The organism is Bacillus sp. AFS055030 (genome assembly GCF_002574545.1).
Taxonomy (GTDB): Bacteria; Bacillota; Bacilli; order Bacillales; family Bacillaceae_G; genus Gottfriedia.
Genome location: NZ_NUGT01000091.1, coordinates 1 through 22,677 on the forward strand (window position 1 = coordinate 1; position 22,677 = coordinate 22,677).

Genomic DNA, 22,677 nt, shown 5'->3' on the forward strand with positions numbered 1-22,677 from the left:
ATGGGGAAGTATCTTTCTATCTTCCGCTGGTTTACTACCTCATGAACTCGTCATTCTATAAAAAAGACCTTTAAATAAGGACATCCATAATATAATCTTCAACATAATAAAAATCATCATTACTCATCAGTGCTCCCAAAATTAGATAGACTAAAAGAGATACTGGTAATAATCTGAATTCGATTTATATAACCTATTATTATTCATTTTTTCTTCCTCTCTTGTTTATTTGTCGATCATTTTAGTATTCCACTTATTTATACACTTCTTCACATTCTCTTTAAGCAAAATCACATTTACCTCTGTCATTATACATTTAAGTATTTTTTACAATATTTTACGGTTAATTTCTCCATAATTAACAGAAAATAGTAGTGCTTAGTAATTAATGAAAAAGGGAGATTTACCAATGAAGCTTTGGATAACGTCTATATTCTCTATTATAGTAGTTCTATTTACTTCTTGTTCTTCAGTATTTGCTGAACCTAATCATAGGCTTGCGATCGTGATTGATGATTTTGGTAATAACATGAAAGGAACGGACCAAATGCTTTCATTACCAATCCCATTAACAGTTGCGGTGATGCCTTTTTTACCTTCTACTAAAAAGGATGCAACTGTTGCTCACTCTAAAGGCTATGAAGTAATTGTTCACCTGCCAATGGAACCAAGGAACGGGAAGGCAAGTTGGTTAGGACCTAATGCAATTAAAACGAGCTTAAGTGATGAAGAAATACGAAGAAGGGTCCTAGCTGCTATAGATGATGTCCCATACGCTATAGGGATAAATAATCATATGGGATCAAAAGCAACTTCAGATGAGAGAGTAATGCGTATTGTTTTAACTGTTTGTAAAGAAAGAGGTCTATTTTTTTTCGATAGTAAGACGAATTACCGGAGCATAGTGACTAAAGTTGCAGATGAGATCGGCGTACCGGTCATCGAAAACAAGATGTTCTTCGATGATTTTTATACGTATAAACATATAGAAAAGCAAACACGATTACTTTTAGAAAAAGTAAAAGTTGAACCAACTATGATCGCAATCGGTCATGTTGGTGAACCAGGCGAAATTACTTCAAATGTAATAAAGGAATACATACCTAAAATAAAAGAAGAAGCTAAATTTGTATTTTTATCTGAATTAGTAGAAAATCTGCCAATTCCTTTACATTAAACTACCTGCTGTAAAAATATTAGGAACCGCTATTTTGCGATTCCTATATTTTTTGAAATGTGTTCGTTAAGGTACTCTTCAACCTCATGTATACTTTGAACGATCAATATTTTATCATTGTAATCTTTATACTGTTTAAAAAATGATGGTTTCCCCACTTCTTCAAAATACTTGTTCCATTTAAACATTTTGAAAAATATTTTAAGTGTTGGTTTATAATTTGACTTCTCTAATTTAAGTTTTTGTAAGAAATATCTTTTAGTAATTCGATACGTTCTAACAGAATAGTTAGTATCTAAAAAAATAATCAACTCTGCATTATGAAAACTATTTCTTACCCATTCCTCATTATGTACACCTTCAATAATCCATGTATCCAAACGAATAAGAGTATCTAAATAATATTTTCTTTCTTGTTCGGTGCGCCTGACATCTTTATATCCCTTTTGCCTTTTCCATACAAAATTGTCTAACTCAAAATACGGTATATTTAGCTTTGTAGACATTTGTCTAGCTAATGTCGTCTTACCACTTCCAACTGAACCAATGATTCGTATTTTCTTTGGTAGTTTATTCATCACTTAAATCACCACTTATCTTAAAACATTGATACTAATATCATTCGATTTGGTACTTAAAATGACCTTGTTTTATGAATAGAAAAAATAGGAGCTGATCTAGTCAGTTCCTACTAAGTCGCTATTTATAAAATTTAAAGGTTACCAACAAGTTTATAATAGGTAACATTATTTACGCCAAAAAGTGGTATATTCCGCTTTATCTTGAATATTAAACTCTATCATTTTTTCAAGCAATTCATAATTTACTGGAACTTTCCAAGGAATCCGAAATAAACCTTTAGTGGCACTATAGCCAGCCTTTTCAATTTCATCAGAAAAGTGCACAATACCTTTTTCTTCAGGTGATATACTCATATGTTGTTTAGCAGTCGAAATGCCGATGATGAAAGTACCATGATCTGAAAACATAGGTGTATTCCACTTAATTTGTGGCTCTAAACCAGGAAATTTGTTCGAAATCCAATCCAAAACTTCAGCAGTCCGTTCACGGTGGTCTAGGTGGTCAATTCCTGCTAAATAGTCTGCAAAAACTTCCATATAGTTCCCTCCTCAAGTAATTTTATGTAGTTTTACCGGTCTCTCAAAATGTTTGCTTTATGTATTTATCTTAAACTATATATTTTACAACTTAAATAGTCAAAATTGCTTTAAAAAGTCATATCATTACTCGTTGAAAAAAAAGTTATAATGCCTAAAACTAAAATGATAATTAGAAACACCTGGATACATATTCCAACAATACTGCAAACCCTTCCAGAAATTGCTAAACCTTTCCCTTTTTCATTCGAATGATTTATTTCAGCAATACTTTTTCTTGAAATAAATAAACCGACTATCCCCAGAATGAAACCAAGATATGGAATGATGATCGATAATACGCCTAATGTTAATGAAGAAATAGATTTACTATTAATTGTTCCCATTACAATTTCCCCCATGAGTTTAAAAATATAAATTGTAAAATAGATTACTACCATCCTATTATTTATAATCTTATTTTATATTACACTAACAACTCCTATTTGTAATTTGGGGTAATTTTAGCATTTCTTATAAAAATTAAGCACCATGAAATCATTCTTGTTTCCAAATTCTATCTTTTAATTATGCAAGTTCCAAAGGCAAATAAGCATATTCCCCGTCCCTAATAATTTCACACTTTTTAATGGAAATCGGATAGTTAAAAATCGGTCCATCTATCACGGTAGTATGGAACTCACCACTTTCTCCGCATGGATCAATGCCCCGATCTTCAAGCTCCTTCACATATTCATGAGTTAACGTTCGTCCTAAATCTTCTTCTCGCATTCCTAACGTTAAGTTGACCGTTACTACAATCGTTTGAAACCCACTATTTATAAACTGGTCGACAGCTTCACGGTGATTCATTCCCCATAATGGCATTCCAAGCTTTAATCCAACATTTTTTGTAACCTTGTCATGCCAACAATCTTGGACGGGCATATCGATGTCACCCGTTACTAATACATCTGCACCTTGATATTTTGCATTTTCTAATAGCTGGGAAAATACTTTTTCATATTCCTGCCAACTCGCCACCCCAGTATATACAGGTAACCCTATTGATTCAGCTTGAGCTTGAATTATTTCAGGGGGCATTCCATGGGACCTAGAGCGCTTTCCTTCTTCCTCTAGCATAACGATTAATCCAAGTGCTTCCCCTATTTTCATAGCTTTATATAAAGCTAGAACACTATCTTTTCCTCCACTAAAAGAAGCTATAAATCTACTTCCATTCGCATTATTTTTCCAGTTTACTGTTTCAACCATTCACAAGTTTCCCCTTTATGCTAATGACTTTTTGCTATCTATACGAACAAAATAAATATACTAAAACTTATCTAATGTTCTAGCAATACTACTTACATCCTCAATAGGAGGAAGTTCTCCATTCTCATCTTTAATGATCATATAAGAACCAGTATCATTTTTATGTCGAACAATTAACTCGATCCCTTCACCTTGATCATTAAGAATTTTTTGATAATAGTTAAAGATATCATGTTCAACTTCTTTTGCTTTTTCTTTTTTAAACGTTTCGTTTAAATCAATATAAAGTGTTAGCCATAACTTATTTTTTACATTTTCTATTCTATCTGTCAATTGTTCAATCTCTTTTAGTTGTTCATTACGAAAACCTATATTTAAATCTATTTTTTCAACATTGGTAGGAAATTCATTGGCATAGCCCCATTTTTCTATACCTTTCTTTCTCAAAACTTCTTCTTGATAAAAGTCAACAATTCGATGCGGTTGATTCCATGCATCAAATGTTATCCCATTTTTTGTAGTTAATGTGGCACCATAACCTACATGATTTCGATTGTAAAAACCTTTACTCTCAATAATCTTAATTCCGTATTTTTCTTCCATTTTTTCTTTAAGTATTTGTGCCGTTTTCATAATTTTTGCCTTGTCACCTTTAAATTCTTTTGGAATTAAAACAATCAAACACGCTACAATACCGATAATTACTCCAACTGTTAGTAGTAAGTATAAATTCTTAAATTTACTTCTCAATTACTCATCTCCTATTATCGATTTATTAATCTATTTTAATATTCGACAAAATATTTTAACCTCCCTTGTTCTTTTTTCAACCAATTGAGACAAAAATAAGAAGACCGACAATAGTCGATCTTTTCGTTGAAATGGCATGAATTAAAATAAAATTAAAAAAGCCTGATTATTTGTCCATCATTTCTTCAAATTATTTCTTTACATAATGAAGCATCGCAAGTTGACCTAATTTTTCTACTTTCGTTAAAGTGTATTTTTGAGTAATGTCATCTCCAGTGTAAAGAGAGATTCCTTTTCCTAAAACAATTGGAGCAATCGCTAGTTGAAATTCATCTATTAAATTTTCTTTAAAAAATTCTCGTGCTAGATTTCCCCCACCTATTAACCATATATCTTTACCAGTTTGACTTTTTAATTCTTGTATAAAAGTTTTAATATCTCGATTTATAAAAGTAGCATATTCATCTGATCCGGACAAAGATTTTGAAAACACATAGTTTTTATATGTACGATAAGGATACTCCATATCAAATCCGCGAACGACGTCATATGTCGTTTTTCCCATTACAACAGTGTCAATTCTTTCTAATAGTGTATGATAGCCAGAGTCTCCTTCTACTTCTGTAGTTTCTAGCCATTCTAGGCTACCATCATTGTTTGCTATATATCCATCAATAGAAGTACCAATATATAATATAATTTTACGTTGGTTTACCATAAAAAATCTCCTATCTTTATTTTTGAAGTTTTTTGTTCTTTACATATTCATTCATCTAATATAATTGAAAGTAACAATAATATGCTATTTGAAATAGGGGGAATCTAAATGCCTTTATCATCTATAAATCTATATGATTGGAAACCATTTTCAACATCACCGCCACCACCGTTTACTCCTGGTGTTCAAACAGTACTATATGAGCTTATATTAAAAACAGATTAAGAATCTGCGAAATATAAGCTGTTTCGTAGATTCGAAGGAGTAGACGATGAAATCTAAAATTCAATTCCTACTTTCAATGGTAATCTTTGGTACGATTGGCGTATTCATAAGATACATTGATTTAGCTTCGAGTGAAATAGCTTTATTGCGTGGTTTAATTGGTAGTTTATTTTTAATAACATACATGTTGATCGGTAAGAAGAAATTATCGTGGGCATCAGTCAAAAATAATGTTTATATTTTGTTACTTTCTAGCATTACATTGGGTGGAAATTGGATATTCCTTTTTCAAGCTTATAAATATACAACTGTCTCAAACGCAGCACTAAGTTATTATTTTGCACCAGTCTTTGTCCTGATCTTATCACCATTGGTTCTGAAAGAAAGATTATCAACTAAGAAGTTAATATGTATTCTAATAGCTATCATCGGGATGATATTAGTTGTTTCAAGTGGTGGATTAAGCACAACTAGATTAGAAGATTTTATTGGAATTGGTTATGGATTATTAGCTGCTGTGTTTTATGCATCTCTAATGTTACTTAATAAGTTTATTAAAAATATGGGTGGTTTAGAAATTACACTGATCCAGCTTGGAACAGCATCATTTCTTCTTATACCTTATGTATTCATTACAGAAGGTTTCGGGATATTGGAATTGTCAGTTTCTTCAATGCCATTACTATTCATCTTAGGAATGGTTCACACAGGCATTGGATTCTTGTTATTCTTTTCAAGTATGCAGAAATTAAGCGGACAAAGCATAGCAGCATTAAGTTATGTTGATCCAATCACCTCTTTATTCATTTCAACTGTTTTCTTACATGAGAAAATGACAATTGTTCAACTGATTGGTGGGGCCTTGCTATTAGGTTCCACATTTATCAGTGAGAATCATTCAATGAAATTGTCTAAACCATTTTTGAAAAAAACAGCTAAATAATGAAATAAACAGTGGGAAGATACGGTTTCCCACTGTTTTTCATTTAGATTATGAATTTCTATACTTTGCAAACATTATTTCATCATGGTATTTTTCTAGATCCGGTAATTTTAACTTTTCGGCAATCATCAGTTCTGCTTCCCTATCATATTCTACCCTTACAAATTGGATCGAATTAGTTGAATAAGATCCATCAAGAATCGCATATGATGCTGACGTCAAATCAAGGGAATTTCCAACACTTCCTACATTGCATAAAATTCCGTTTTTGAAAGTTTCCATAAAAGTAGTATGTATGTCCCCATAAAAGATAATATCAGGAGTCTTTTCATTCTCGTTTGAATTTGTAATTTCACTATTTTCAAACATACTTAACCGTTTTTCAATTGGATGAAAAGGTAAAATCCTCTCAAATTCACTTCTAGGTGAAGCGTGAAAGAACCTAATTAATTGTCCATTTAATTCTAGGTCAATATGAAAAGGTAATGAAGATAGAAATTGATAGTCCTTTTCAGTTAATCGGTCTCTAAACCATCGAATAAAATCATTTTCTGCAGGTGACTGAATAAATACATCCCAATTGCCACGAACTACTTTTTCGCAATTTTTTTGAACAAGTTCTATACACTCTGAGCCTTGAGGCCCTTTTCCAATTAGATCACCTAAGCAAAAAATCCTCTCAATTTGCCTAGCGCGAATGTCTTTTAAAACTGCCTCTAATGCAGTCTTATTTCCGTGGATATCTGAAATAATTGCTATTTTTGTCATGATGCTCCCTCCTGTTCTATCCTATTTACATTTTACATCAAAGACTCAATCAAATTATGCCTAATAAACTAGTAAACATTAATACTTGATAAAGTAATTATAAACCAATTCAATTTAAAAGTTTATTAATACTTCCTTATTATGTATAAAGGAAAAAGGAGCTATTTTGTAGCCCCTCGTTTATTCTTATTAAACTGTAGAGCTAATTAAAAAAACGGCTGTCCTTAATCATTTCAAATAGGTCAGCCATTTTTTGAATTTAAATACCTTTTACACTAATATTTGAGTCATTTTCTTTATTTTTTAATTCATGATAAAAATGTGCCTCACTTGCATTCATATACGGAAACAACCACAAAAACCCAATCCCAACCGTTAATATGCATAAAATAATCCAACCTATAAAAGAGATGTCTAAACAAAACAATTTCCACTTATATCCATCCATCATTCTCCTACTTTTCGTAATGGCATCATTAGGAGTCAGATGAGGTTCTTCAATAAATATGTATGGGGCCATTCTATATGAATATGATTTTATAATGCCAGGAACAATCAAAAGTAATGTCCAAAGCGTAGAATATAAATAAGTTAAGAAATTTAGTAAAAATGCATTTAAATATAAGTTCAAATTTCTAAAATAATAAAATATTGTTTGTAATGAATAAGGTTGCACATCTTCCTTTGTCGCAAAGGTATATAACCTTGTACTCCCAATTGTAATAATTGCCGTAATAAATAAACTATAAATAAGTGTTAGGTAATCATTCCAATCAATTACATAGGATATGTATTTCGTCAAATTATTTTCAATGGGATTCGGAAAGTATGTAGAAAGTCGATTTTCAACGAATGTAGTTAGCAGTAGTACGATGATCGTATATCCAACAAATTTTTTCCAATTCCCGCTCAAGGTATCTCTTGCTCTTGAGCGTAATTCTTCAAGGTACATGAAAGCACCTCCTTCCTAGTTATACATATAAAATTCAATATGATTCTACAAATCCCTTTTTTAAAACTATGTCAATATTTTTTTACTCTAGCAAGGTAACATTTTGTTCACATATGATATTAATTTTCTTTTATTTTCCTCCGATTTAATTATTGAGGGTCTTTACCATTCCTAAATTTAAGGAGGATAAAATAAAGTGGATAGGTTAAAAAAAGAAATAATCTTGGGGATACTAACATGAACGGATTTTCAGTAACATTAGATCCTATTGAATTTTCATTTGTATTTTTGATAGGAATAATAGCTTATTTTATAAAAATAAAATGGATTACTAAGACATTTACAAAGCAAAGATTTTATCATTTTACGATATGGTTTTTTTACTATTTATCTTTAGTAAAAGTTGTCTTCTTTCCAATTACGTATTTCTATAAAAAAAATCCTGAAATAACTAGTAAGCTATATTATCAACTTTCACCCTTTCAGACTATTCTTAAGTCGATTGAATATGATTTATGGATACAAGTAATTGGTAACATTCTATTGTTGCTTCCAATTCCAGTTCTCTATGTAGTACTAAAAAGAAAAATTCTTAGGTTTTATAAAATTTTTTCATTTGGTATTTTGTTGTCTCTATCAATTGAAATCATTCAGCTTTGTATCAATTATGTAACAGGATATCCTAATAAAGTGATGGATATCGATGATGTGATCTTAAACGTAAGTGGTATATTATTTGGTTGGATTATTTCGAGAGTTTTGTATTTAAAAGAAAATACCGCTGTTTAGAATGGTCTTCTCCCCCCTGCAGAGTTATTTAGGATCTTCTTATAAATTTTTAGGAAGTAAATTATATTTTTGTGCTTTGAAATACAGATCAATCATATATTTATTATTGTGTAAATTTCTTTTATTTTAACAATACGTTTATCAAACCAAGCAATTTATAACAGTGCGACTACAGAGATTCCTCTTAGTCGTTTTTTATTAACTCTAAGTAATCAATTACATCGATCCAGTGCTTTTTTTTGATTTATCGACTTTTCAAATTTTATCAATTGTACATACGACATCTTTTCAACAGACTTTCCTACATTGCAAGTCAGCACCTTATCATATTCTTTCCTATAAAAAATAAAATGCATTTTTTCTTAAAGTCAACATTAGAATGATTTTAACGATTAATAAGGGAGTGAGAAGATTTGGCTTACTGTACTAAATGTGGTAGTAACTTAGAACAAGGGGCAAAATTTTGTACAAATTGTGGAGAAAGATCTAGTAATCTAGAAGTGACTAATCAGGTCGATACTCGTTCGGAAAGTAGGCAGTTGCAAGAAAGGAATTATAAAAATAAATATAATAGAATAAAAGGAATAATGATTTCAATAGTAGTATTAATCATATTAACTGTAGCAATTTATTTTATTTATCCAAAATTAACAAATAATAATCAACACTCCCAACAAGTCCCGAACAAAGTGGCAACAAATGATAAAATACCAGAGAAAGTAAAAATATCTGATAATCATCCGACTAATTCTCAAACGATCCCTTCTTATATCAATCGATTAGAACAATTAAAAATTTACAATGGTAGTAGAAGTCTATCTGTTGGAAGTTGGGACATAACTCAAATAGATGGTGTAATCAATTTAACAGCTAATCATATTTCTCCAGAAAATCTTCAATTACTATTTAATTTATATGATAGTGGAGATATTTCTCCAATAAGGGATTGGGCTATTAAAGTAGCAAATATTGCAGATGAAGTAGCAATGGCTAATAATACATCCTGGCATATTTATGTAGGTAATGAATGTGTTGCACAGTATCCCCATACATTATCTAACGAAGATTTAATGTATTATTCAGGCTCTTGCGGTTTGTCAATTCCTGTATTAGAAGGAAGTTCAAAAAATGATTTAGCGATTGTGATCCACACAATGGTATATGGTGACGTGTCTACTACAACTACAGATGAGTTTATATTGCCAATGAGTAATATAAGAAAACTGACTCTGGGTGAGATAGAATATTTGAAGAAGGATGAGTTGCGTAGAGCTAGAAACGAAATCTATGCTCGTCATGGTTACATTTTTAAAACGAAAGATATGCGCAACTATTTTTTAACTAAATCATGGTATAGTCCAGATGTGACTTATGATGGTAAACTAAGTGAGATTGAAACTTATAATGTAAACTTAATCAAGGCCAGGGAGGAATCGATCCATTGAAGTTTGTAGTTCATAAAAAGAGCCTTATTTTCTTTACGATCTTTACACTCTGTTTTTTAAGTTTTTTATTTTATCCTAATGATCATTCTGATATTAAACCGATCAAAACATCACTCAGTCAGAAACCTAATATAGATAATGTAAAAGGAAAACCTAATAATGTCATTCAACCAAATGAAAAGAAGAATTCTCCAAAACAACTTGTAATTTGTATTGATCCAGGTCACCAAGAGAAAGCGAATACAGCGCTTGAACCATTGGGACCGGGCTCTAGTGTTATGAAGATAAAGGTAGCCGGTGGTACAACTGGAGTAGTAACAAAAAAGCCCGAGTATATTTTAAGTTTAGAGGCATCGCTTAAATTAGGTGAAATCCTAAAAAAAAGTGGTTACAAAGTAATTTTCACTCGTACAACAAACAATGTCAATTTAAGCAATAAAGAAAGAGCGGAAATAGCGAACAAAAACCATGCTGATTTATTTATAAGAATCCATGCTGACGGGTCAAATGATCAATCTACAAACGGATTTTCTGTATTAACCCCGTCTGTCGATAATCTATATATTCCTTCACTTTATAAGGATAGTTTACTAGCTTCACAAAATATTATTGAAGAAGTAAAAAACGAGCAATCTACAAATGTAAAAGGAATTTCTTATCGTGACGATCTCACAGGATTTAATTGGTCAAAGGTACCTGTTACGTTAATTGAGCTTGGGTTTATGACAAATCCCGAGGAAGATCGAAAACTATCAGATCAAAACTATTTAACAAATTTATTAATGAAGATTGCAGATGGGATCGATCGATATCGTTCCAATGTTATTGATGATAGCTCTACTATAAATATAAGTAAATAAGATAAGCCAATTAACCAGAACTTTCCTATTTTTATAACTAAACGTGTATGGATAGCATTATCTACCTTGCACGTTTTTTTAATGAAAATGATCGATTTTTATAAAGCTTAATTTCCTCTATAAAAAATCCTGAATGCTTGTCCATTTAGTTGCGTAAAAAGATCCCTTCTAAGTAAAAGAGTAACATCCACAAATTAAATGTGTTGTGTTTTCTCTTTCTACTTAAATGGGATCATACGATATTTTTTAAGTATTTATTCGATCCTTATTAATTAAAAATGATTTCCTAATAGTAAATGACTCACTCTTTCAATAGTATTAATAATCATAGATCGTAATAAAATCATTTCTGTTATTGCCATTACAATGTAAACTATCGAAATGATATATAAACTATCGAGTCCTTTAGTGTAAGTATGTTGAAACGAACTTATTACTAATGGTACAACACTAATACTCATAAATATCGATACTAAGACAAGGATTAAACAAAGTGTTATAGAGACATAGCTTAGAATAAATGCAAAGAATACTAAAGCTAAACTAACAGAATATAAAGTTCCATATCTTGCAATTACTTCTTTTAAATGCAGATTTGTTTTTTTACCTTTTAATAAAATGTAGGATGTTATGACAGTTATCAAATTAACAATTAAAATCATAACAGATGGACTAATAACCAAGGCACTAAAGCTTAATTGGCTACTGAAGTTAGTATAATCTCCTATAACACTTTCAGTTGATTTAATCCCAATTTTTAATACATTATAGAAAGTCGCTGGAATTAATAGCGAATATAAAATTAATATGATTATTCCTTTTAAAAAATATTTTTCAGTAACTTCTTGTGTAACACCATATGGGTTTTTAATAGCTAATTTAAAGAAACTCCAAAAGTCTAACATTGAAGATTTAAATTGATTAAGTTGCTCTGAATTAACATGATTCATAACTTGGCTATTTCCACCTTGTTCTGTTACTGTTTGTGTTAAAAGCCTGTTATGTACGATTGCAGAAGAATTTTGGTTTGATCGTTCACTCTTTTGTGTAACTACTTTTGAAACCGTTTCACCTAAGGAAATATCCTCTTTAATCTGATTATGATTTGTTGATATTACCTCTTCGTTTTTCATAGAAATTACTTTTGTTCCACAATTTCCACAAAAACGGTCACTTTCTACTATTGAATTGCCACATATTTTACAAAACATCAATCATCCTCCTAAACCTTTGACAAATTTAAGATACTTTTAATTTATATTTTGATAGTGTAGAAACATTCTGAAAATAATTAAAGAAATTACAAATAAACCGATAATAAAGACTCCTTTCAATGTTAATGCTGCCATCCATAGTATGTTATACTGTTTTGCAGAATCCATTTTAATAGGAGGTAGAATGATGGCTGTAAAAAAACTCGAACATGTCGGGATACAAGTAAGAGATTTAGATGCATCGATTGAATTTTATACTAGAGTTGTGGGATTAGTGTTTTTGGAAAAACAGGACCATATTGATCCAAAAATTAAATTAGCATTCTTAGGATTTGAAGATTCAAAAGAACCGATTATCGAATTAATTTCTGGTTATAATCCGGATTTACCAGCAGAGGGTAAAGTTCATCACCTTGCATTTGCAGTAGATAACATTGAAGCGGAGATCGCACGTGTTAAAGACCATCATGTAACATTTATAGACGAGTCCGTCACAACATTACCAAGTGGATCAAAATATATCTTCTTTTATGGACCAGACGGAGAATGGATTGAATTATTCCAGTCTTTATAATGCAAATTGGTTTTTAGGAGGGTGTCCTCTTTAACAATACCTTAGAGAATGGAAGTTTATGTAGACAACAAAAAAGTAACCCTTTGTACCAACAGGAACGAAGGGTTACTTTTTATTTCAATAAAACGATATTCTAATACTTATAATTAATACACATCACGTTGGTAACGACCTTGCTTTTGCATATCTTTTAGATACGCTTCAGCTGCATCGCGAGCCATTGAACCTTCTTTTTCAAGAATTGTAATAAGTGCTTCGTTTACGTCTTTGGCCATATATTCTTTATCTCCACAAACGTAGAAATAAGCTCCTTTTTCGATCCATTCATACAATTCTTTACCATGTTCAAGCATTTTATGTTGCACATAAACTTTTTGATCCGTATCACGTGAGAATGCAGTATCAATTCGAGTTAATACTCCATCTTCTTTGTATTTTTCTAACTCGCTTTTATATAGGAAATCAGACGCTTCATGCTGGTCTCCAAAAAATAGCCATGAACGGCCAGTAACTTTATTGACTGCACGTTCTTGGATAAACGAACGGAATGGTGCAATCCCCGTACCAGGTCCAACCATAATAATATCTTTGTCTTCTGACTCTGGTAAATAGAAATGTTTATTTGCTTGAACATAAACCGGAAGTGTATCTCCTTCTTTAATACGTTCTGAACATAAAACAGAACATACACCTTTACGTTCGCGTCCGTGTGCAGTGTATCGTACAGCACCGATTGTTAAATGAACTTCATCTGGATTTGCAGCAATACTACTTGCGATTGAATATAGACGTGGAGTCATTTTTCTTAATAATGAAACGATTTCTTGAGCAGAAGCACTCCATGGCCCAAAATCACGTAACATATCTAGTAAATCTCGTCCATAGCAATATTCCTTTAGTTTAGCTGCATTTTCAACCAACACAAGGTTTTTCAGCTCTTCATTTTCTGTGAAAACAGCTGCTTGTTGTAAGATTTTCTTCGTTAATAGTGTAATTTCAAAGTAAGATGTAAGCGCTTCTTTTAAAGATAATGTTTCACCCTGCTTACCAACAGTAACAATTGCTTCTTCATCCCATTTCATTTCATTTATAAGAGCAGCAACTAGCTCTGGATCATTTGAAGGGATTACGCCAAGTGCAGCACCTGGGACATAAGTAAGTCCTGAACCTTTTAATGATAATTCAATATGTCTTGTTTCCTTGTTTGAGCCTGTTCCATTTAAATTAATATTTTTAAGAACCTTCGCTTGAAACGGATTAGTTCTTGAAAATGGGATATTCTCATTTTTAGTCTCTTCAAAAGCTGATTTCATAATCCTTAACCTCCAACAAATGTGTATATAAATAAGATAACATAGAAGTGGCAAATAATGTATTAACATCTACGACTTTTTTACCTTTTTCGTGCTTTTCTTTATCATTTGTCCCAAAATCTTAAGGATTCTCTTCTTTTTCATAGCTTATACAGAAAATTTTTTGTTAATATACTGAAAACTGTAGAGGATAAATAAAATATTAGTAGTATCTAGTCTATAACCTTTTAAAAAGCAGTTACTAATCATTGGGAGGAAAAAACTCATGAAGAGTTTTACGAAGCAAGAAAATAGTTGGATTTTCTACGATTGGGCCAATTCAGCTTATTCTATCATTATTAGCACTGCCGTATTCCCTCTTTTTTATAAAGCTTCTGCTTCTAAAGCCGGAATAAGTGCTTCTGCTTCAACTGCATATTTAGGTTATACGATCGCAATATCTACATTTATTTTAGCTATGTTAGGTCCGATTCTTGGAACAATTGCTGATTATAAAGGATTTAAAAAGAAGCTCTTTTCTTTCTTTTTTACTCTCGGTGTTTCCTTTACTGCATTACTTACTATTATTCCGAATGATAACTGGCTTTTACTCTTAATCTGTTATACGATTACAGCTATTGGCTTTGCGGGCGCGAATGTATTTTATGACGCTTTTTTAGTAGATGTAACGTCAGAAGAACGTATGAATAAAGTATCCGCTCGAGGCTTTAGTTTCGGATATATAGGTAGTACGATCCCATTTATCATTAGTATTGCATTAATCGTATTAGCTCAAAAGGAATTACTTTCAATTTCAACAACTCTCGCAAGTAAAATTGCCTTTCTTATTACTGCAACCTGGTGGGGCATTTTTACGATTCCTTTAATGCGAAACGTTCGTCAAAATTACTTTATTGAACCTGAACAAAATCCTGTTTTAAATAGCTTTAAAAGGCTAGGAAAAACGTTTAAAAATATCCGACAATATCGTGCATTATTTACATTTTTACTTGCATATTTCTTTTATATCGATGGCGTTGGAACGATTATTACGATGTCAACGGCTTATGGAACCGACCTTGGAATCAGTTCAACAAATCTATTAATTATTTTATTTGTCACGCAGGTTGTTGCTTGCCCTTTTGCAATTATTTATGGAAAGCTTGCAGATCAGTTTTCAAGTAAAATTATGCTGTATGTTGGAATCATTATTTATATGATTGTTTGTATATATGCTTACTTTTTAAATTCCACTTTAGACTTTTGGATTTTGGCTATGCTCGTTGCCACATCCCAAGGTGGAATCCAAGCATTAAGTCGTTCGTATTACGCAAAACTCGTACCTAAAGAAAAATCAAACGAGTTTTTTGGCTTCTATAATATATTCGGTAAATTTGCATCGATCATGGGACCATTAATAGTCGGTTTGACAGCTCAAATTACAGGCCGTTCTAATATGGGGGTATTTAGTCTAATTATTTTATTTGTTATTGGTATTTTCTTTTTAACTCGTGTTTCCGAACCTAATAATAAAGAAGTAGCGAAAACGACAAATTACTAAAAAAAGAAAAGAGGCTGTCCCAAGATTATAACTTTAAGGGGCACCCTCTTTATTTTTTGATTCTTAATATTACACATTTGAGTAATATTAAGAATCACACTAACAATGACTTTTTTTTACATCAAGTTAAATCTATACAATAAGCATGTTTTTAAAATTTCTTTTTAAATAAAATTTCATATATACACTTTATGGTAACTTTTAAAAGCTCCATCTTCTCTTTTGAATCTATTATTTCAAATGGAACATAAACTTCATGTTTTTTCAGGACAAAATTTCTCATTTCTTTAATTTCAAAATTTAAAATTTCTTGTACCTCTTTTTGAATAGCCTTTCCTTTTGTAGATTCTGGATTACCTGGATCTACATGAAGAATTAAACAATGGTATTTTTTATCTCCATATAAAGTCGCAAATTTTTTAAACGCTCCACTAAAGGAAATAGGTTTATACCCTAACGATAGGCTCTTTGCAGCCATCGTACATTTCATAGGACCTAAACTGTTTATATATTTATGAAGTTCACCAAATACAATTAATTCATTCATCCTTATTTTTCTCCTTCTAAACTATTAATTTTGCAATTACTTTTTTTAAGTATAGGATTGAATAATATCCATCTCGCTCTTCAACAAATGGACTGTCATAGTTGAATATTCTACAAGTTTATAAACAAATTGCTCGTTAAATACAAAATACGGTGAAGTTACTGTACTCCCATTTTACTATATAGTGGAGAAACAGTTTCTTCCGTTTAGTAGTTTCGTATAAATGAGCTATCAGGTATAACGCCTAATCCTTTATTTCTTTCGTTGGATCATTTTATTGATAGTCAATTTCTTCAAATACTTTTAAATCTAAATTATACGAGTTAATGCTTGTTTTTGACTACTGAACTCCTACATTATGCTTTGATTATTCGATTCTAGATTCAGTACTGCATAATTCTTTTATGCAAATAAACTTGTCTGCCTTGTTTCTCTCAAATATTTTTTTATAAGATACAATTTTCCATATTCAACATAATTACAGGATAGTTTCTTAAGAAAGGAGGTACTTTCTTAGGAATATAGAATTAAAAAAATAGTTATTTTATGTTCAAGAAGAAGTAGGAGATGTATTTTTATGGGAAGAAAAATTGCGGTCATTACAGATGTTCATGGAAATAGTTCAGCATTACGTGCCGTTATTCATGATATTGAAAGTGAACTTGACGTTGAACATATTTATTGTTTAGGAGACATGGATTTAATTCACGCATAATTATTATATGCCAATAACTTGCCCAGCCTTCATTCATAATTTTCGTTTCAAGTTACCACCAAAAACAGACCATTACTCCTCATATCATGAAATTTTTAATAACTAAAAACTTCATATAAATACCTTAAAGAATGAATGTCTTCAAACACTTTAAAATTTACTCTCATCATTTTTTGGTCCTTTTCCCCTTGCTTTTCTCTACTTAAACAAAAAAGAAAAAACCCTCAACGCCAATAGCGTCAAGGGTTGATTTGATTAATATACTGACATGTATTGATCTCTTTCCCAAGGGTGAACTTGAGTACGGAAGATATCCCATTCGATTTCTTTTGCTTCTACAAAGTGTTCGAATAAGTGTGATCCTAGAGCATTAACGATTACTTCGTCTGTTTTTAATAGATCTAGTGCAGCTGCTAAAGTTGCTGGTAAATCGATGATTCCAACTTCTTCGCGCTCTTCTTTAGACATAACGTAGATGTTACGGTCTACTGGAGCTGGAGCTTCTAATTTGTTTTTGATTCCGTCTAAACCTGCTGCTAATAATACTGATAATGCTAAGTATGGGTTTGCAGCTGGGTCTACTGAACGTACTTCTACACGTGTGCTTAGGCCACGAGATGCAGGAATACGAATTAGTGGACTACGGTTTCTTGCTGACCATGCTACGTAACATGGAGCTTCATAGCCAGGTACTAAACGTTTGTATGAGTTTACAGTTGGGTTTGTAACAGCTGTAAAGTTTGGAGCATGTTTTAAGATCCCTGCGATGAAGTGACGTGCATTTTCACTTAAACCTAATTCACCAGTCTCATCGTAGAATGCGTTTTTACCATTTGTAAATAATGATAAGTTACAGTGCATACCTGAACCGTTTACACCAAATAATGGTTTTGGCATGAATGTAGCGTGTAAACCGTGTTTACGAGCGATTGTTTTTACAACTAATTTAAATGTTTGAATGTCATCACAAGCTTTGATTGCACCAGCATATTTGAAATCAATTTCATGTTGTCCTGGAGCTACTTCGTGGTGAGATGCTTCGATTTCAAAGCCCATTTCTTCAAGTTCAAGAACGATATCACGACGGCAGTTTTCACCTAAGTCAGTTGGTGCTAAGTCGAAGTAACCACCTTTATCGTTTAACTCAAGAGTTGGTTCACCTTTTTCATCTAATTTAAATAAGAAGAATTCTGGCTCAGGCCCTAAGTTGAAATCTGTGAAGCCTAAAGCTTCCATTTCTTTTAACATACGTTTTAAGTTATTACGAGGATCTCCTTCAAATGGAGTGCCATCTGCATTGTAAATATCACAGATTAAACGTGCTACTTTTCCTTTTTCAGCAGTCCATGGGAATACTACCCAAGTGTCTAAATCAGGGAATAAATACATATCTGATTCTTCGATACGAACGAATCCTTCGATTGAAGAACCGTCAAACATCATTTTATTGTCTAAAGCTTTTTCAAGCTGACTTACTGGAATTTCAACGTTTTTGATAACCCCTAGTAAATCCGTAAATTGTAGACGTATGTACTTTACGTTTTGTTCTTTTGAAATACGGAAAATATCTTCTTTTGTAAACTTAGCCATTATAAAAGTTCCCCTTTCGTATGCAACAAACAAAATTAGTCTAACACACTTTAAAATAGAAAAGTAGAGCTAAACTACTTCCACTTTTCTATTTTTTTATTTTAAGTTTAGTGATTAGCAGTTTAAATATGTTTCTTTTTCCCATTCTGATACACGTAATCGATAAGCATCCCATTCTTCTTTTTTGTTTTGAAGGAATGAATAAAATACGTGTTTTCCTAATACCTGTTGTAGGAATTCACTGTTTTCAAGTTCTGTCACGGCTTCAAGTAAGCTTCCAGGTAATGTTTCAATACCTTCTGCTTTTCTAGTTACGTCATCCATCAAATACAGGTTTTCACTACGTTCGACTGGAGGCGTTAATTTTCTTTCAATACCATCCAAGCCTGCAGATAATAAAACAGCTAAAGCTAAATAAGGATTTGCAGATGGGTCTGGATTTCGTACTTCGATTCTTGTACCTGCACCTCTTGCAGCCGGTATTCGGATTGTACAAGTACGATTACTTTGTGACCAAGCTACGTAAACTGGTGCTTCATAGCCTGGAACTAAACGCTTATATGAGTTAACTGTTGGATTTGTAACTGAAGCATTTGCACGGGCATGTGTTAAAACACCTGCAATAAATTGTCGTGCTGTTTCAGATAATCCAATTGAATCATGCTGATCATAAAAGGCATTACCATTATCATTTCCTAGACTCATATGACAATGCATCCCTGAGCCATTTTCTCCAAAAATTGGTTTTGGCATGAATGTAGCAACTAAACCATTTTTTTCAGCAATTGTTTTAACTGTATATTTAAATAGTTGAATATTATCAGCTGTTTGTAATCCTGGTGCGTATTTCCAATCAATCTCATGTTGACCGATTGCAACTTCGTGATGTAAAGCTTCAACTTCTAACCCTAAAGCTTGAAGTGCTTTCGTAATTTCACGTCGTATTGTAACTGTTTTATCTAGGGGGGCTACATCAAAATATCCACCATTGTCATTTGGAACTAATTGATTTCCCTCCTTATTAAATAGGAAGAATTCAGGTTCAGGTCCAACATTAAACGAAGTAAATCCCTTGTCAGTCGCTTTTTCAATTGCTCGTTTAAGCACATTTCTAGGATCACCTTCAAAAGGTGTGCCATTTGGATAATGAACATCACAAATGAAGAGTCCAACTTTTTCGATTGTGTCGACTTTCCAAGTATTCAAATCTGGGTAAAGCATCATATCACTTGCTTCAATTTTTGTGAATCCGTTAATACTAGAGCCATCAAACATAGTTTCATTATTAAGTATTTTTTCAATTTGTGTGATTGGTAGTTCTAAATGTTTGAATACCCCTTCTACATCTGTAAAAAATAACTGTACAAATTCAAGACTATGTTCTTCAACACTATTTAAAATCGTTTCCTTTTTCATTTATATTTCCCCCCATATAAATATAAAAGCTAGAATAATCCGGACTTAATCAATAACTTAATGAAAGAATCGAGACATATCTCCTTGTCGTAAAGAAGTTCTACCTAACTTACCATTTTGATATAACTCTTGACGAAGCATTTTTCGAAGCTGTTCATCTGATATTGATTTTTCAACAATGACTTGTTGAACGACTGTTTCTTTGGATTTTTCTGACGATTTTAAATTGAGTACTTCTTTAATTCCTGCTAAATTTAAGCCTTGTTCTATAAAAGTTTTTATCTCTAACAATCGATCGACATCATTGAAAGAAAATAATCTACGATTTCCTTCAGTACGAGCAGGACGAATTAAATCATGCTCTTCATAATATCGAATTTGTCTTGCAGATAATTCAGTTAACGAAATGACTATTCCGATTGGGAAAAGTGGCGTTGAGCGTCTTACTTGATCATTCATAGCAATGCTCCTTTCGTTCATCTATTTGTATTTTAATTCATGTTAGATAATCTGTCAATACGATGTTAGAAAATCTAACATGAAAATATTTGTTTTTTATACTATGCAACATTAGAAAAAATTCTACTATTTTATTAAAAAAAATAATCTCCATTAGTTTGGAGATTATAACGATTTGTATTCTCTTCAATTATGATTAAACACGTACTTGTTCTTCGGTCAAACTTCTTTATTAAGTTCTTCAGTACATCTTAAGTAATTAGCACATTTTTCTTTGAAACACTTCGTTACTGTCCCTGGTTTAAGTTGATCTTTAAATTTCTCATAGCAATAACATACTTCATCAATCTGTTTTGCTCCATTCTTACGACCAAAAACTATTGGTCCGATATCAGAAGGTTTTATATTTTCTATTCTGTTATCTTCTTTGAACTGATCTAAACAAGACTTACAAATACAAGATTTTCTTACCTCTTCTTTTGGTAATTGATCAAAGATTTCTCTTGGAAAATACTCATCATTACACCAACAAGTCTTTCCACTTGAGCACTTATTCCCATTACCACACATGGGACAGAGCTTAATTGCCATTAGATCCCACCTCAATCATGTGCTCTTTTATAGCCTACTAACTCTGCGGATCGTGCCGAACTAATTAATTTTTTAGCTTCACACTATAAAGACTTTTATGTAGTTTTTTAGCTTAATAGATTATAAATCTATAAAATAGGCTTCATCTACACTCTTTATCTCTTTGTTTTCCCATAACCATAGAACCCCTTGTGTAGATGATAACGCTAGCCATTCTTCCTCCATTTTTTGGATACGATTTCCCCTGTGCGTACCGGGTAATGATCAGTTTCTTCGATTATATTTATTAGCTAATAGAATTTGAATTAAAAATGATTTCACTCCATCTTCAGTAGAATTTTTAAGGATTCTCTAGTTCATATTACCACAAAATGCCAGTATGCTTAATTCAGCTAAAGTACTAATTCGTTTAATTAGAACATCTTTTTCATGATTAAAAGAAGGTGTGCTGAAAAAAGCCAATCCATACTGTAAAGGATTGGCCTATTTTATCTTATGTTATTCAAAGTTTTACCTATTGTTTCTTATATTAATAGAAAATTCTAGTTCACATAATCTAATAGTTCGAAACTATATAACTATTTCCTAGGGAAGAAGTGTAATCCAATCATTCTTCAACCGATTAAAATTTCCTCAATCATGCGAGGGACTTTTTCGTTGAATCAAATTAAGATTGCTCCCAACTTTTAAACGTTTCCTTATAATCGCTAGAAATAATTCCTTTTTCCGTAATAATAGCCGTTATTAATTCATTCGGTGTCACGTCAAACGCTGGGTTTAGTACATCGATGCCTTCCGGTGCAATTTGTACATTTCCGATATGTGTTACTTCAGTACGATCGCGTTGTTCGATGACAATTTCATTCCCTGATTCGATTGATAAGTCAATTGTTGATAAAGGTGCGGCTACATAAAATGGGATTTGGTAAAAGTTAGCTAAAATCGCTAATTGTAATGTACCAATTTTATTTGCAGTGTCTCCATTTGCGGTAATGCGATCTGCTCCAACAATAACGGCATCTACTTTTTTATTTTGTAATAAATAGCCGACCATATTATCAGTTAGTAATGTAACAGGGATACCACTTTGGTTCAATTCCCAAGATGTTAGTCTTGCTCCTTGAAATACTGGTCTTGTTTCTGTTGCATAAGCTGATATTTCCCAGCCTTTTTCTTTTGCTAAATGAAGTGGGGCTAAGGCTGTTCCGTATCGACTTGTTGCAATACTCCCTGCGTTGCAATGAGTTAATACTGCTGCCCCGTCATGTAGTAATGTTAAAGCATTTTCACCTATTCTCTTGCAAGTTGCCTCGTCTGCTATATGTAATTTAATCGCTTCTTCCATGATGATTAATTTAGCTTCGGCTACAGTCACTGCTTCTTTACTAGTTTTAATTAGTTTTTCAACAGCCCATGCTAAATTTACTGCCGTTGGTCTAGCACTAATTAATTCATCCGCTAATAATCGTGCTTGTTGATGAAATTCATCAATTTGTTCAGTTTCAAGTTCTCGAACACCTAAATAAAGTCCATATGCAGCTGCCAAACCAATCGCTGGTGCTCCTCTTACTTGTAATTTTACGATTGCTTCACGTACATCAATTAATGTCGTTGCATCAAAGTAGTGAATTTCAGTAGGTAATTTTGTTTGGTCTAAAATTTTTAAACTTTCACCGTTCCATTGTAATGATTCAGGTATTTGCTGTAATGTAGTCATCA

General features: G+C 32.1%; 24 protein-coding genes and 2 pseudogenes. 8 read left to right on the forward strand and 18 right to left on the reverse strand.

The window, feature by feature from the left end; genetic code table 11:
- Nucleotides 1-409: 409 nt before the first annotated feature.
- On the forward strand, nucleotides 410-1,177 hold the full coding sequence (locus tag CN925_RS20775; RefSeq protein WP_098848696.1) for a divergent polysaccharide deacetylase family protein: 768 nt from the start codon (nucleotides 410-412) through the stop codon (nucleotides 1,175-1,177).
- Between the two features lie 29 nt (nucleotides 1,178-1,206).
- On the opposite strand, the gene CN925_RS20780 is transcribed toward CN925_RS20775, so the two are convergent.
- From CN925_RS20780 to CN925_RS20805, 6 genes are all read right to left on the reverse strand, one after another.
- A complete protein-coding gene (locus CN925_RS20780) occupies nucleotides 1,207-1,758 on the reverse strand; it encodes an AAA family ATPase (protein ID WP_180233034.1) in 552 nt (183 codons plus the stop codon).
- Nucleotides 1,759-1,923: 165 nt separating this feature from the next.
- Nucleotides 1,924-2,295, reverse strand: coding sequence for an iron chaperone (locus tag CN925_RS20785; RefSeq protein WP_098848698.1), 372 nt, complete (start codon nucleotides 2,293-2,295; stop codon nucleotides 1,924-1,926).
- A gap of 110 nt (nucleotides 2,296-2,405) precedes the next feature.
- Nucleotides 2,406-2,681, reverse strand: coding sequence for a DUF4190 domain-containing protein (locus CN925_RS20790; protein ID WP_286138575.1), 276 nt, complete (start codon nucleotides 2,679-2,681; stop codon nucleotides 2,406-2,408).
- Between the two features lie 181 nt (nucleotides 2,682-2,862).
- Entirely contained in the window at nucleotides 2,863-3,549 is a 687-nt protein-coding gene (locus tag CN925_RS20795) for a Dph6-related ATP pyrophosphatase (RefSeq protein WP_098848700.1), read from the reverse strand.
- A gap of 60 nt (nucleotides 3,550-3,609) precedes the next feature.
- Entirely contained in the window at nucleotides 3,610-4,299 is a 690-nt protein-coding gene (locus CN925_RS20800; RefSeq protein ID WP_098848701.1) for a hypothetical protein, read from the reverse strand.
- 190 nt (nucleotides 4,300-4,489) lie between these two features.
- The gene (locus CN925_RS20805; protein ID WP_098848702.1) at nucleotides 4,490-5,017 is read right to left on the reverse strand and encodes a dihydrofolate reductase family protein; all 528 of its coding nucleotides are present in this window, start codon (nucleotides 5,015-5,017) and stop codon (nucleotides 4,490-4,492) included.
- Between the two features lie 271 nt (nucleotides 5,018-5,288).
- Here CN925_RS20805 and CN925_RS20810 point away from each other — a divergent pair, with 271 nt between their 5' ends.
- Nucleotides 5,289-6,185 carry a DMT family transporter gene (locus CN925_RS20810; protein WP_098848703.1) on the forward strand — a complete coding sequence of 299 codons (897 nt, stop codon included), beginning with the start codon at nucleotides 5,289-5,291 and terminating at the stop codon, nucleotides 6,183-6,185.
- A gap of 48 nt (nucleotides 6,186-6,233) precedes the next feature.
- Here the strand turns inward: CN925_RS20810 and CN925_RS20815 are convergent, their stop codons facing one another.
- The gene (locus CN925_RS20815) at nucleotides 6,234-6,953 is read right to left on the reverse strand and encodes a metallophosphoesterase family protein (RefSeq protein ID WP_098848704.1); all 720 of its coding nucleotides are present in this window, start codon (nucleotides 6,951-6,953) and stop codon (nucleotides 6,234-6,236) included.
- Nucleotides 6,954-7,212: 259 nt separating this feature from the next.
- Nucleotides 7,213-7,905, reverse strand: coding sequence for a DUF975 family protein (locus tag CN925_RS20820; RefSeq protein WP_098848705.1), 693 nt, complete (start codon nucleotides 7,903-7,905; stop codon nucleotides 7,213-7,215).
- A gap of 237 nt (nucleotides 7,906-8,142) precedes the next feature.
- Here CN925_RS20820 and CN925_RS20825 point away from each other — a divergent pair, with 237 nt between their 5' ends.
- The 3 genes from CN925_RS20825 (at nucleotide 8,143) to CN925_RS20835 (ending at nucleotide 10,999) form a co-directional block, all read left to right on the forward strand.
- Nucleotides 8,143-8,694, forward strand: a complete 552-nt coding sequence (locus CN925_RS20825) for a VanZ family protein (RefSeq protein WP_098848706.1) — start codon at nucleotides 8,143-8,145, stop codon at nucleotides 8,692-8,694.
- Between the two features lie 413 nt (nucleotides 8,695-9,107).
- A complete protein-coding gene (locus CN925_RS20830; protein WP_098848707.1) occupies nucleotides 9,108-10,139 on the forward strand; it encodes a YARHG domain-containing protein in 1,032 nt (343 codons plus the stop codon).
- A complete protein-coding gene (locus tag CN925_RS20835) occupies nucleotides 10,136-10,999 on the forward strand; it encodes an N-acetylmuramoyl-L-alanine amidase family protein (protein WP_286138576.1) in 864 nt (287 codons plus the stop codon). The genes CN925_RS20830 and CN925_RS20835 overlap by 4 nt, the downstream gene beginning before the upstream one ends.
- 272 nt (nucleotides 11,000-11,271) lie before the next feature.
- Here CN925_RS20835 and CN925_RS20840 read toward each other — a convergent pair whose 3' ends face one another.
- A complete protein-coding gene (locus CN925_RS20840) occupies nucleotides 11,272-12,210 on the reverse strand; it encodes a zinc ribbon domain-containing protein (RefSeq protein WP_098848709.1) in 939 nt (312 codons plus the stop codon).
- 190 nt (nucleotides 12,211-12,400) lie between these two features.
- Between CN925_RS20840 and CN925_RS20845 the strand changes: the two genes are divergently transcribed.
- Nucleotides 12,401-12,787 (forward strand): VOC family protein, encoded by a 387-nt coding sequence (locus CN925_RS20845; RefSeq protein WP_098848710.1) that lies wholly within the window; start codon nucleotides 12,401-12,403, stop codon nucleotides 12,785-12,787.
- 146 nt (nucleotides 12,788-12,933) lie between these two features.
- On the opposite strand, the gene CN925_RS20850 is transcribed toward CN925_RS20845, so the two are convergent.
- Nucleotides 12,934-14,100, reverse strand: a complete 1,167-nt coding sequence (locus CN925_RS20850; RefSeq protein ID WP_098848711.1) for a sulfite reductase subunit alpha — start codon at nucleotides 14,098-14,100, stop codon at nucleotides 12,934-12,936.
- A 265-nt stretch (nucleotides 14,101-14,365) separates the two neighbouring features.
- Here CN925_RS20850 and CN925_RS20855 point away from each other — a divergent pair, with 265 nt between their 5' ends.
- Nucleotides 14,366-15,640: an MFS transporter gene (locus tag CN925_RS20855; RefSeq protein WP_098848712.1), complete on the forward strand. Its 1,275-nt coding sequence runs from the start codon at nucleotides 14,366-14,368 to the stop codon at nucleotides 15,638-15,640.
- A gap of 151 nt (nucleotides 15,641-15,791) precedes the next feature.
- Here CN925_RS20855 and CN925_RS20860 read toward each other — a convergent pair whose 3' ends face one another.
- Complete coding sequence (locus CN925_RS20860; protein ID WP_098848713.1) at nucleotides 15,792-16,187, reverse strand: hypothetical protein; 396 nt, start codon at nucleotides 16,185-16,187, stop codon at nucleotides 15,792-15,794.
- Nucleotides 16,188-16,764: 577 nt separating this feature from the next.
- Between CN925_RS20860 and CN925_RS21675 the strand changes: the two are divergent.
- A pseudogene (locus CN925_RS21675) lies at nucleotides 16,765-16,881 on the forward strand (metallophosphoesterase); the annotation flags it as partial.
- A 4-nt stretch (nucleotides 16,882-16,885) separates the two neighbouring features.
- On the opposite strand, the pseudogene CN925_RS21820 reads toward CN925_RS21675, so the two are convergent.
- The 7 genes and pseudogenes from CN925_RS21820 to mtnA all read right to left on the reverse strand — a co-directional run.
- Nucleotides 16,886-16,954, reverse strand: a pseudogene (locus tag CN925_RS21820) (SpoVR family protein); the annotation flags it as partial.
- Between the two features lie 203 nt (nucleotides 16,955-17,157).
- Entirely contained in the window at nucleotides 17,158-18,492 is a 1,335-nt protein-coding gene (gene glnA, locus CN925_RS20865; RefSeq protein ID WP_098848714.1) for a type I glutamate--ammonia ligase, read from the reverse strand.
- Between the two features lie 114 nt (nucleotides 18,493-18,606).
- The gene (locus CN925_RS20870; protein WP_180233035.1) at nucleotides 18,607-19,908 is read right to left on the reverse strand and encodes a glutamine synthetase family protein; all 1,302 of its coding nucleotides are present in this window, start codon (nucleotides 19,906-19,908) and stop codon (nucleotides 18,607-18,609) included.
- 57 nt (nucleotides 19,909-19,965) lie between these two features.
- On the reverse strand, nucleotides 19,966-20,367 hold the full coding sequence (locus CN925_RS20875) for a MerR family transcriptional regulator (RefSeq protein ID WP_056470089.1): 402 nt from the start codon (nucleotides 20,365-20,367) through the stop codon (nucleotides 19,966-19,968).
- Between the two features lie 219 nt (nucleotides 20,368-20,586).
- Nucleotides 20,587-20,958 (reverse strand): cysteine-rich CWC family protein, encoded by a 372-nt coding sequence (locus tag CN925_RS20880; protein ID WP_098848715.1) that lies wholly within the window; start codon nucleotides 20,956-20,958, stop codon nucleotides 20,587-20,589.
- Between the two features lie 120 nt (nucleotides 20,959-21,078).
- Complete coding sequence (locus CN925_RS21745; protein WP_353616078.1) at nucleotides 21,079-21,192, reverse strand: hypothetical protein; 114 nt, start codon at nucleotides 21,190-21,192, stop codon at nucleotides 21,079-21,081.
- Nucleotides 21,193-21,625: 433 nt separating this feature from the next.
- Nucleotides 21,626-22,675 (reverse strand): S-methyl-5-thioribose-1-phosphate isomerase, encoded by a 1,050-nt coding sequence (gene mtnA, locus CN925_RS20885; protein WP_098848716.1) that lies wholly within the window; start codon nucleotides 22,673-22,675, stop codon nucleotides 21,626-21,628.
- Nucleotides 22,676-22,677: the final 2 nt, after the last annotated feature.

Bases quoted from the DNA above. Each gene is read 5' to 3' on its own strand.
- CN925_RS20810 (WP_098848703.1), top strand. From the start codon at position 5,289: ATGAAATCTAAAATTCAATTCCTACTTTCAATGGTAATCTTTGGTACG.
- CN925_RS20790 (WP_286138575.1), bottom strand. From the start codon at position 2,681: ATGGGAACAATTAATAGTAAATCTATTTCTTCATTAACATTAGGCGTA.
- CN925_RS20820 (WP_098848705.1), bottom strand. From the start codon at position 7,905: ATGTACCTTGAAGAATTACGCTCAAGAGCAAGAGATACCTTGAGCGGG.
- CN925_RS20815 (WP_098848704.1), bottom strand. From the start codon at position 6,953: ATGACAAAAATAGCAATTATTTCAGATATCCACGGAAATAAGACTGCA.
- CN925_RS20875 (WP_056470089.1), bottom strand. From the start codon at position 20,367: ATGAATGATCAAGTAAGACGCTCAACGCCACTTTTCCCAATCGGAATA.
- CN925_RS20805 (WP_098848702.1), bottom strand. From the start codon at position 5,017: ATGGTAAACCAACGTAAAATTATATTATATATTGGTACTTCTATTGAT.
- CN925_RS20880 (WP_098848715.1), bottom strand. From the start codon at position 20,958: ATGGCAATTAAGCTCTGTCCCATGTGTGGTAATGGGAATAAGTGCTCA.
- CN925_RS20785 (WP_098848698.1), bottom strand. From the start codon at position 2,295: ATGGAAGTTTTTGCAGACTATTTAGCAGGAATTGACCACCTAGACCAC.
- glnA (WP_098848714.1), bottom strand. From the start codon at position 18,492: ATGGCTAAGTTTACAAAAGAAGATATTTTCCGTATTTCAAAAGAACAA.
- CN925_RS20845 (WP_098848710.1), top strand. From the start codon at position 12,401: ATGGCTGTAAAAAAACTCGAACATGTCGGGATACAAGTAAGAGATTTA.
- CN925_RS20870 (WP_180233035.1), bottom strand. From the start codon at position 19,908: ATGAAAAAGGAAACGATTTTAAATAGTGTTGAAGAACATAGTCTTGAA.
- CN925_RS20860 (WP_098848713.1), bottom strand. From the start codon at position 16,187: ATGAATGAATTAATTGTATTTGGTGAACTTCATAAATATATAAACAGT.
- CN925_RS20850 (WP_098848711.1), bottom strand. From the start codon at position 14,100: ATGAAATCAGCTTTTGAAGAGACTAAAAATGAGAATATCCCATTTTCA.
- CN925_RS20840 (WP_098848709.1), bottom strand. From the start codon at position 12,210: ATGTTTTGTAAAATATGTGGCAATTCAATAGTAGAAAGTGACCGTTTT.
- mtnA (WP_098848716.1), bottom strand. From the start codon at position 22,675: ATGACTACATTACAGCAAATACCTGAATCATTACAATGGAACGGTGAA.
- CN925_RS20855 (WP_098848712.1), top strand. From the start codon at position 14,366: ATGAAGAGTTTTACGAAGCAAGAAAATAGTTGGATTTTCTACGATTGG.
- CN925_RS20795 (WP_098848700.1), bottom strand. From the start codon at position 3,549: ATGGTTGAAACAGTAAACTGGAAAAATAATGCGAATGGAAGTAGATTT.
- CN925_RS20825 (WP_098848706.1), top strand. From the start codon at position 8,143: ATGAACGGATTTTCAGTAACATTAGATCCTATTGAATTTTCATTTGTA.
- CN925_RS20775 (WP_098848696.1), top strand. From the start codon at position 410: ATGAAGCTTTGGATAACGTCTATATTCTCTATTATAGTAGTTCTATTT.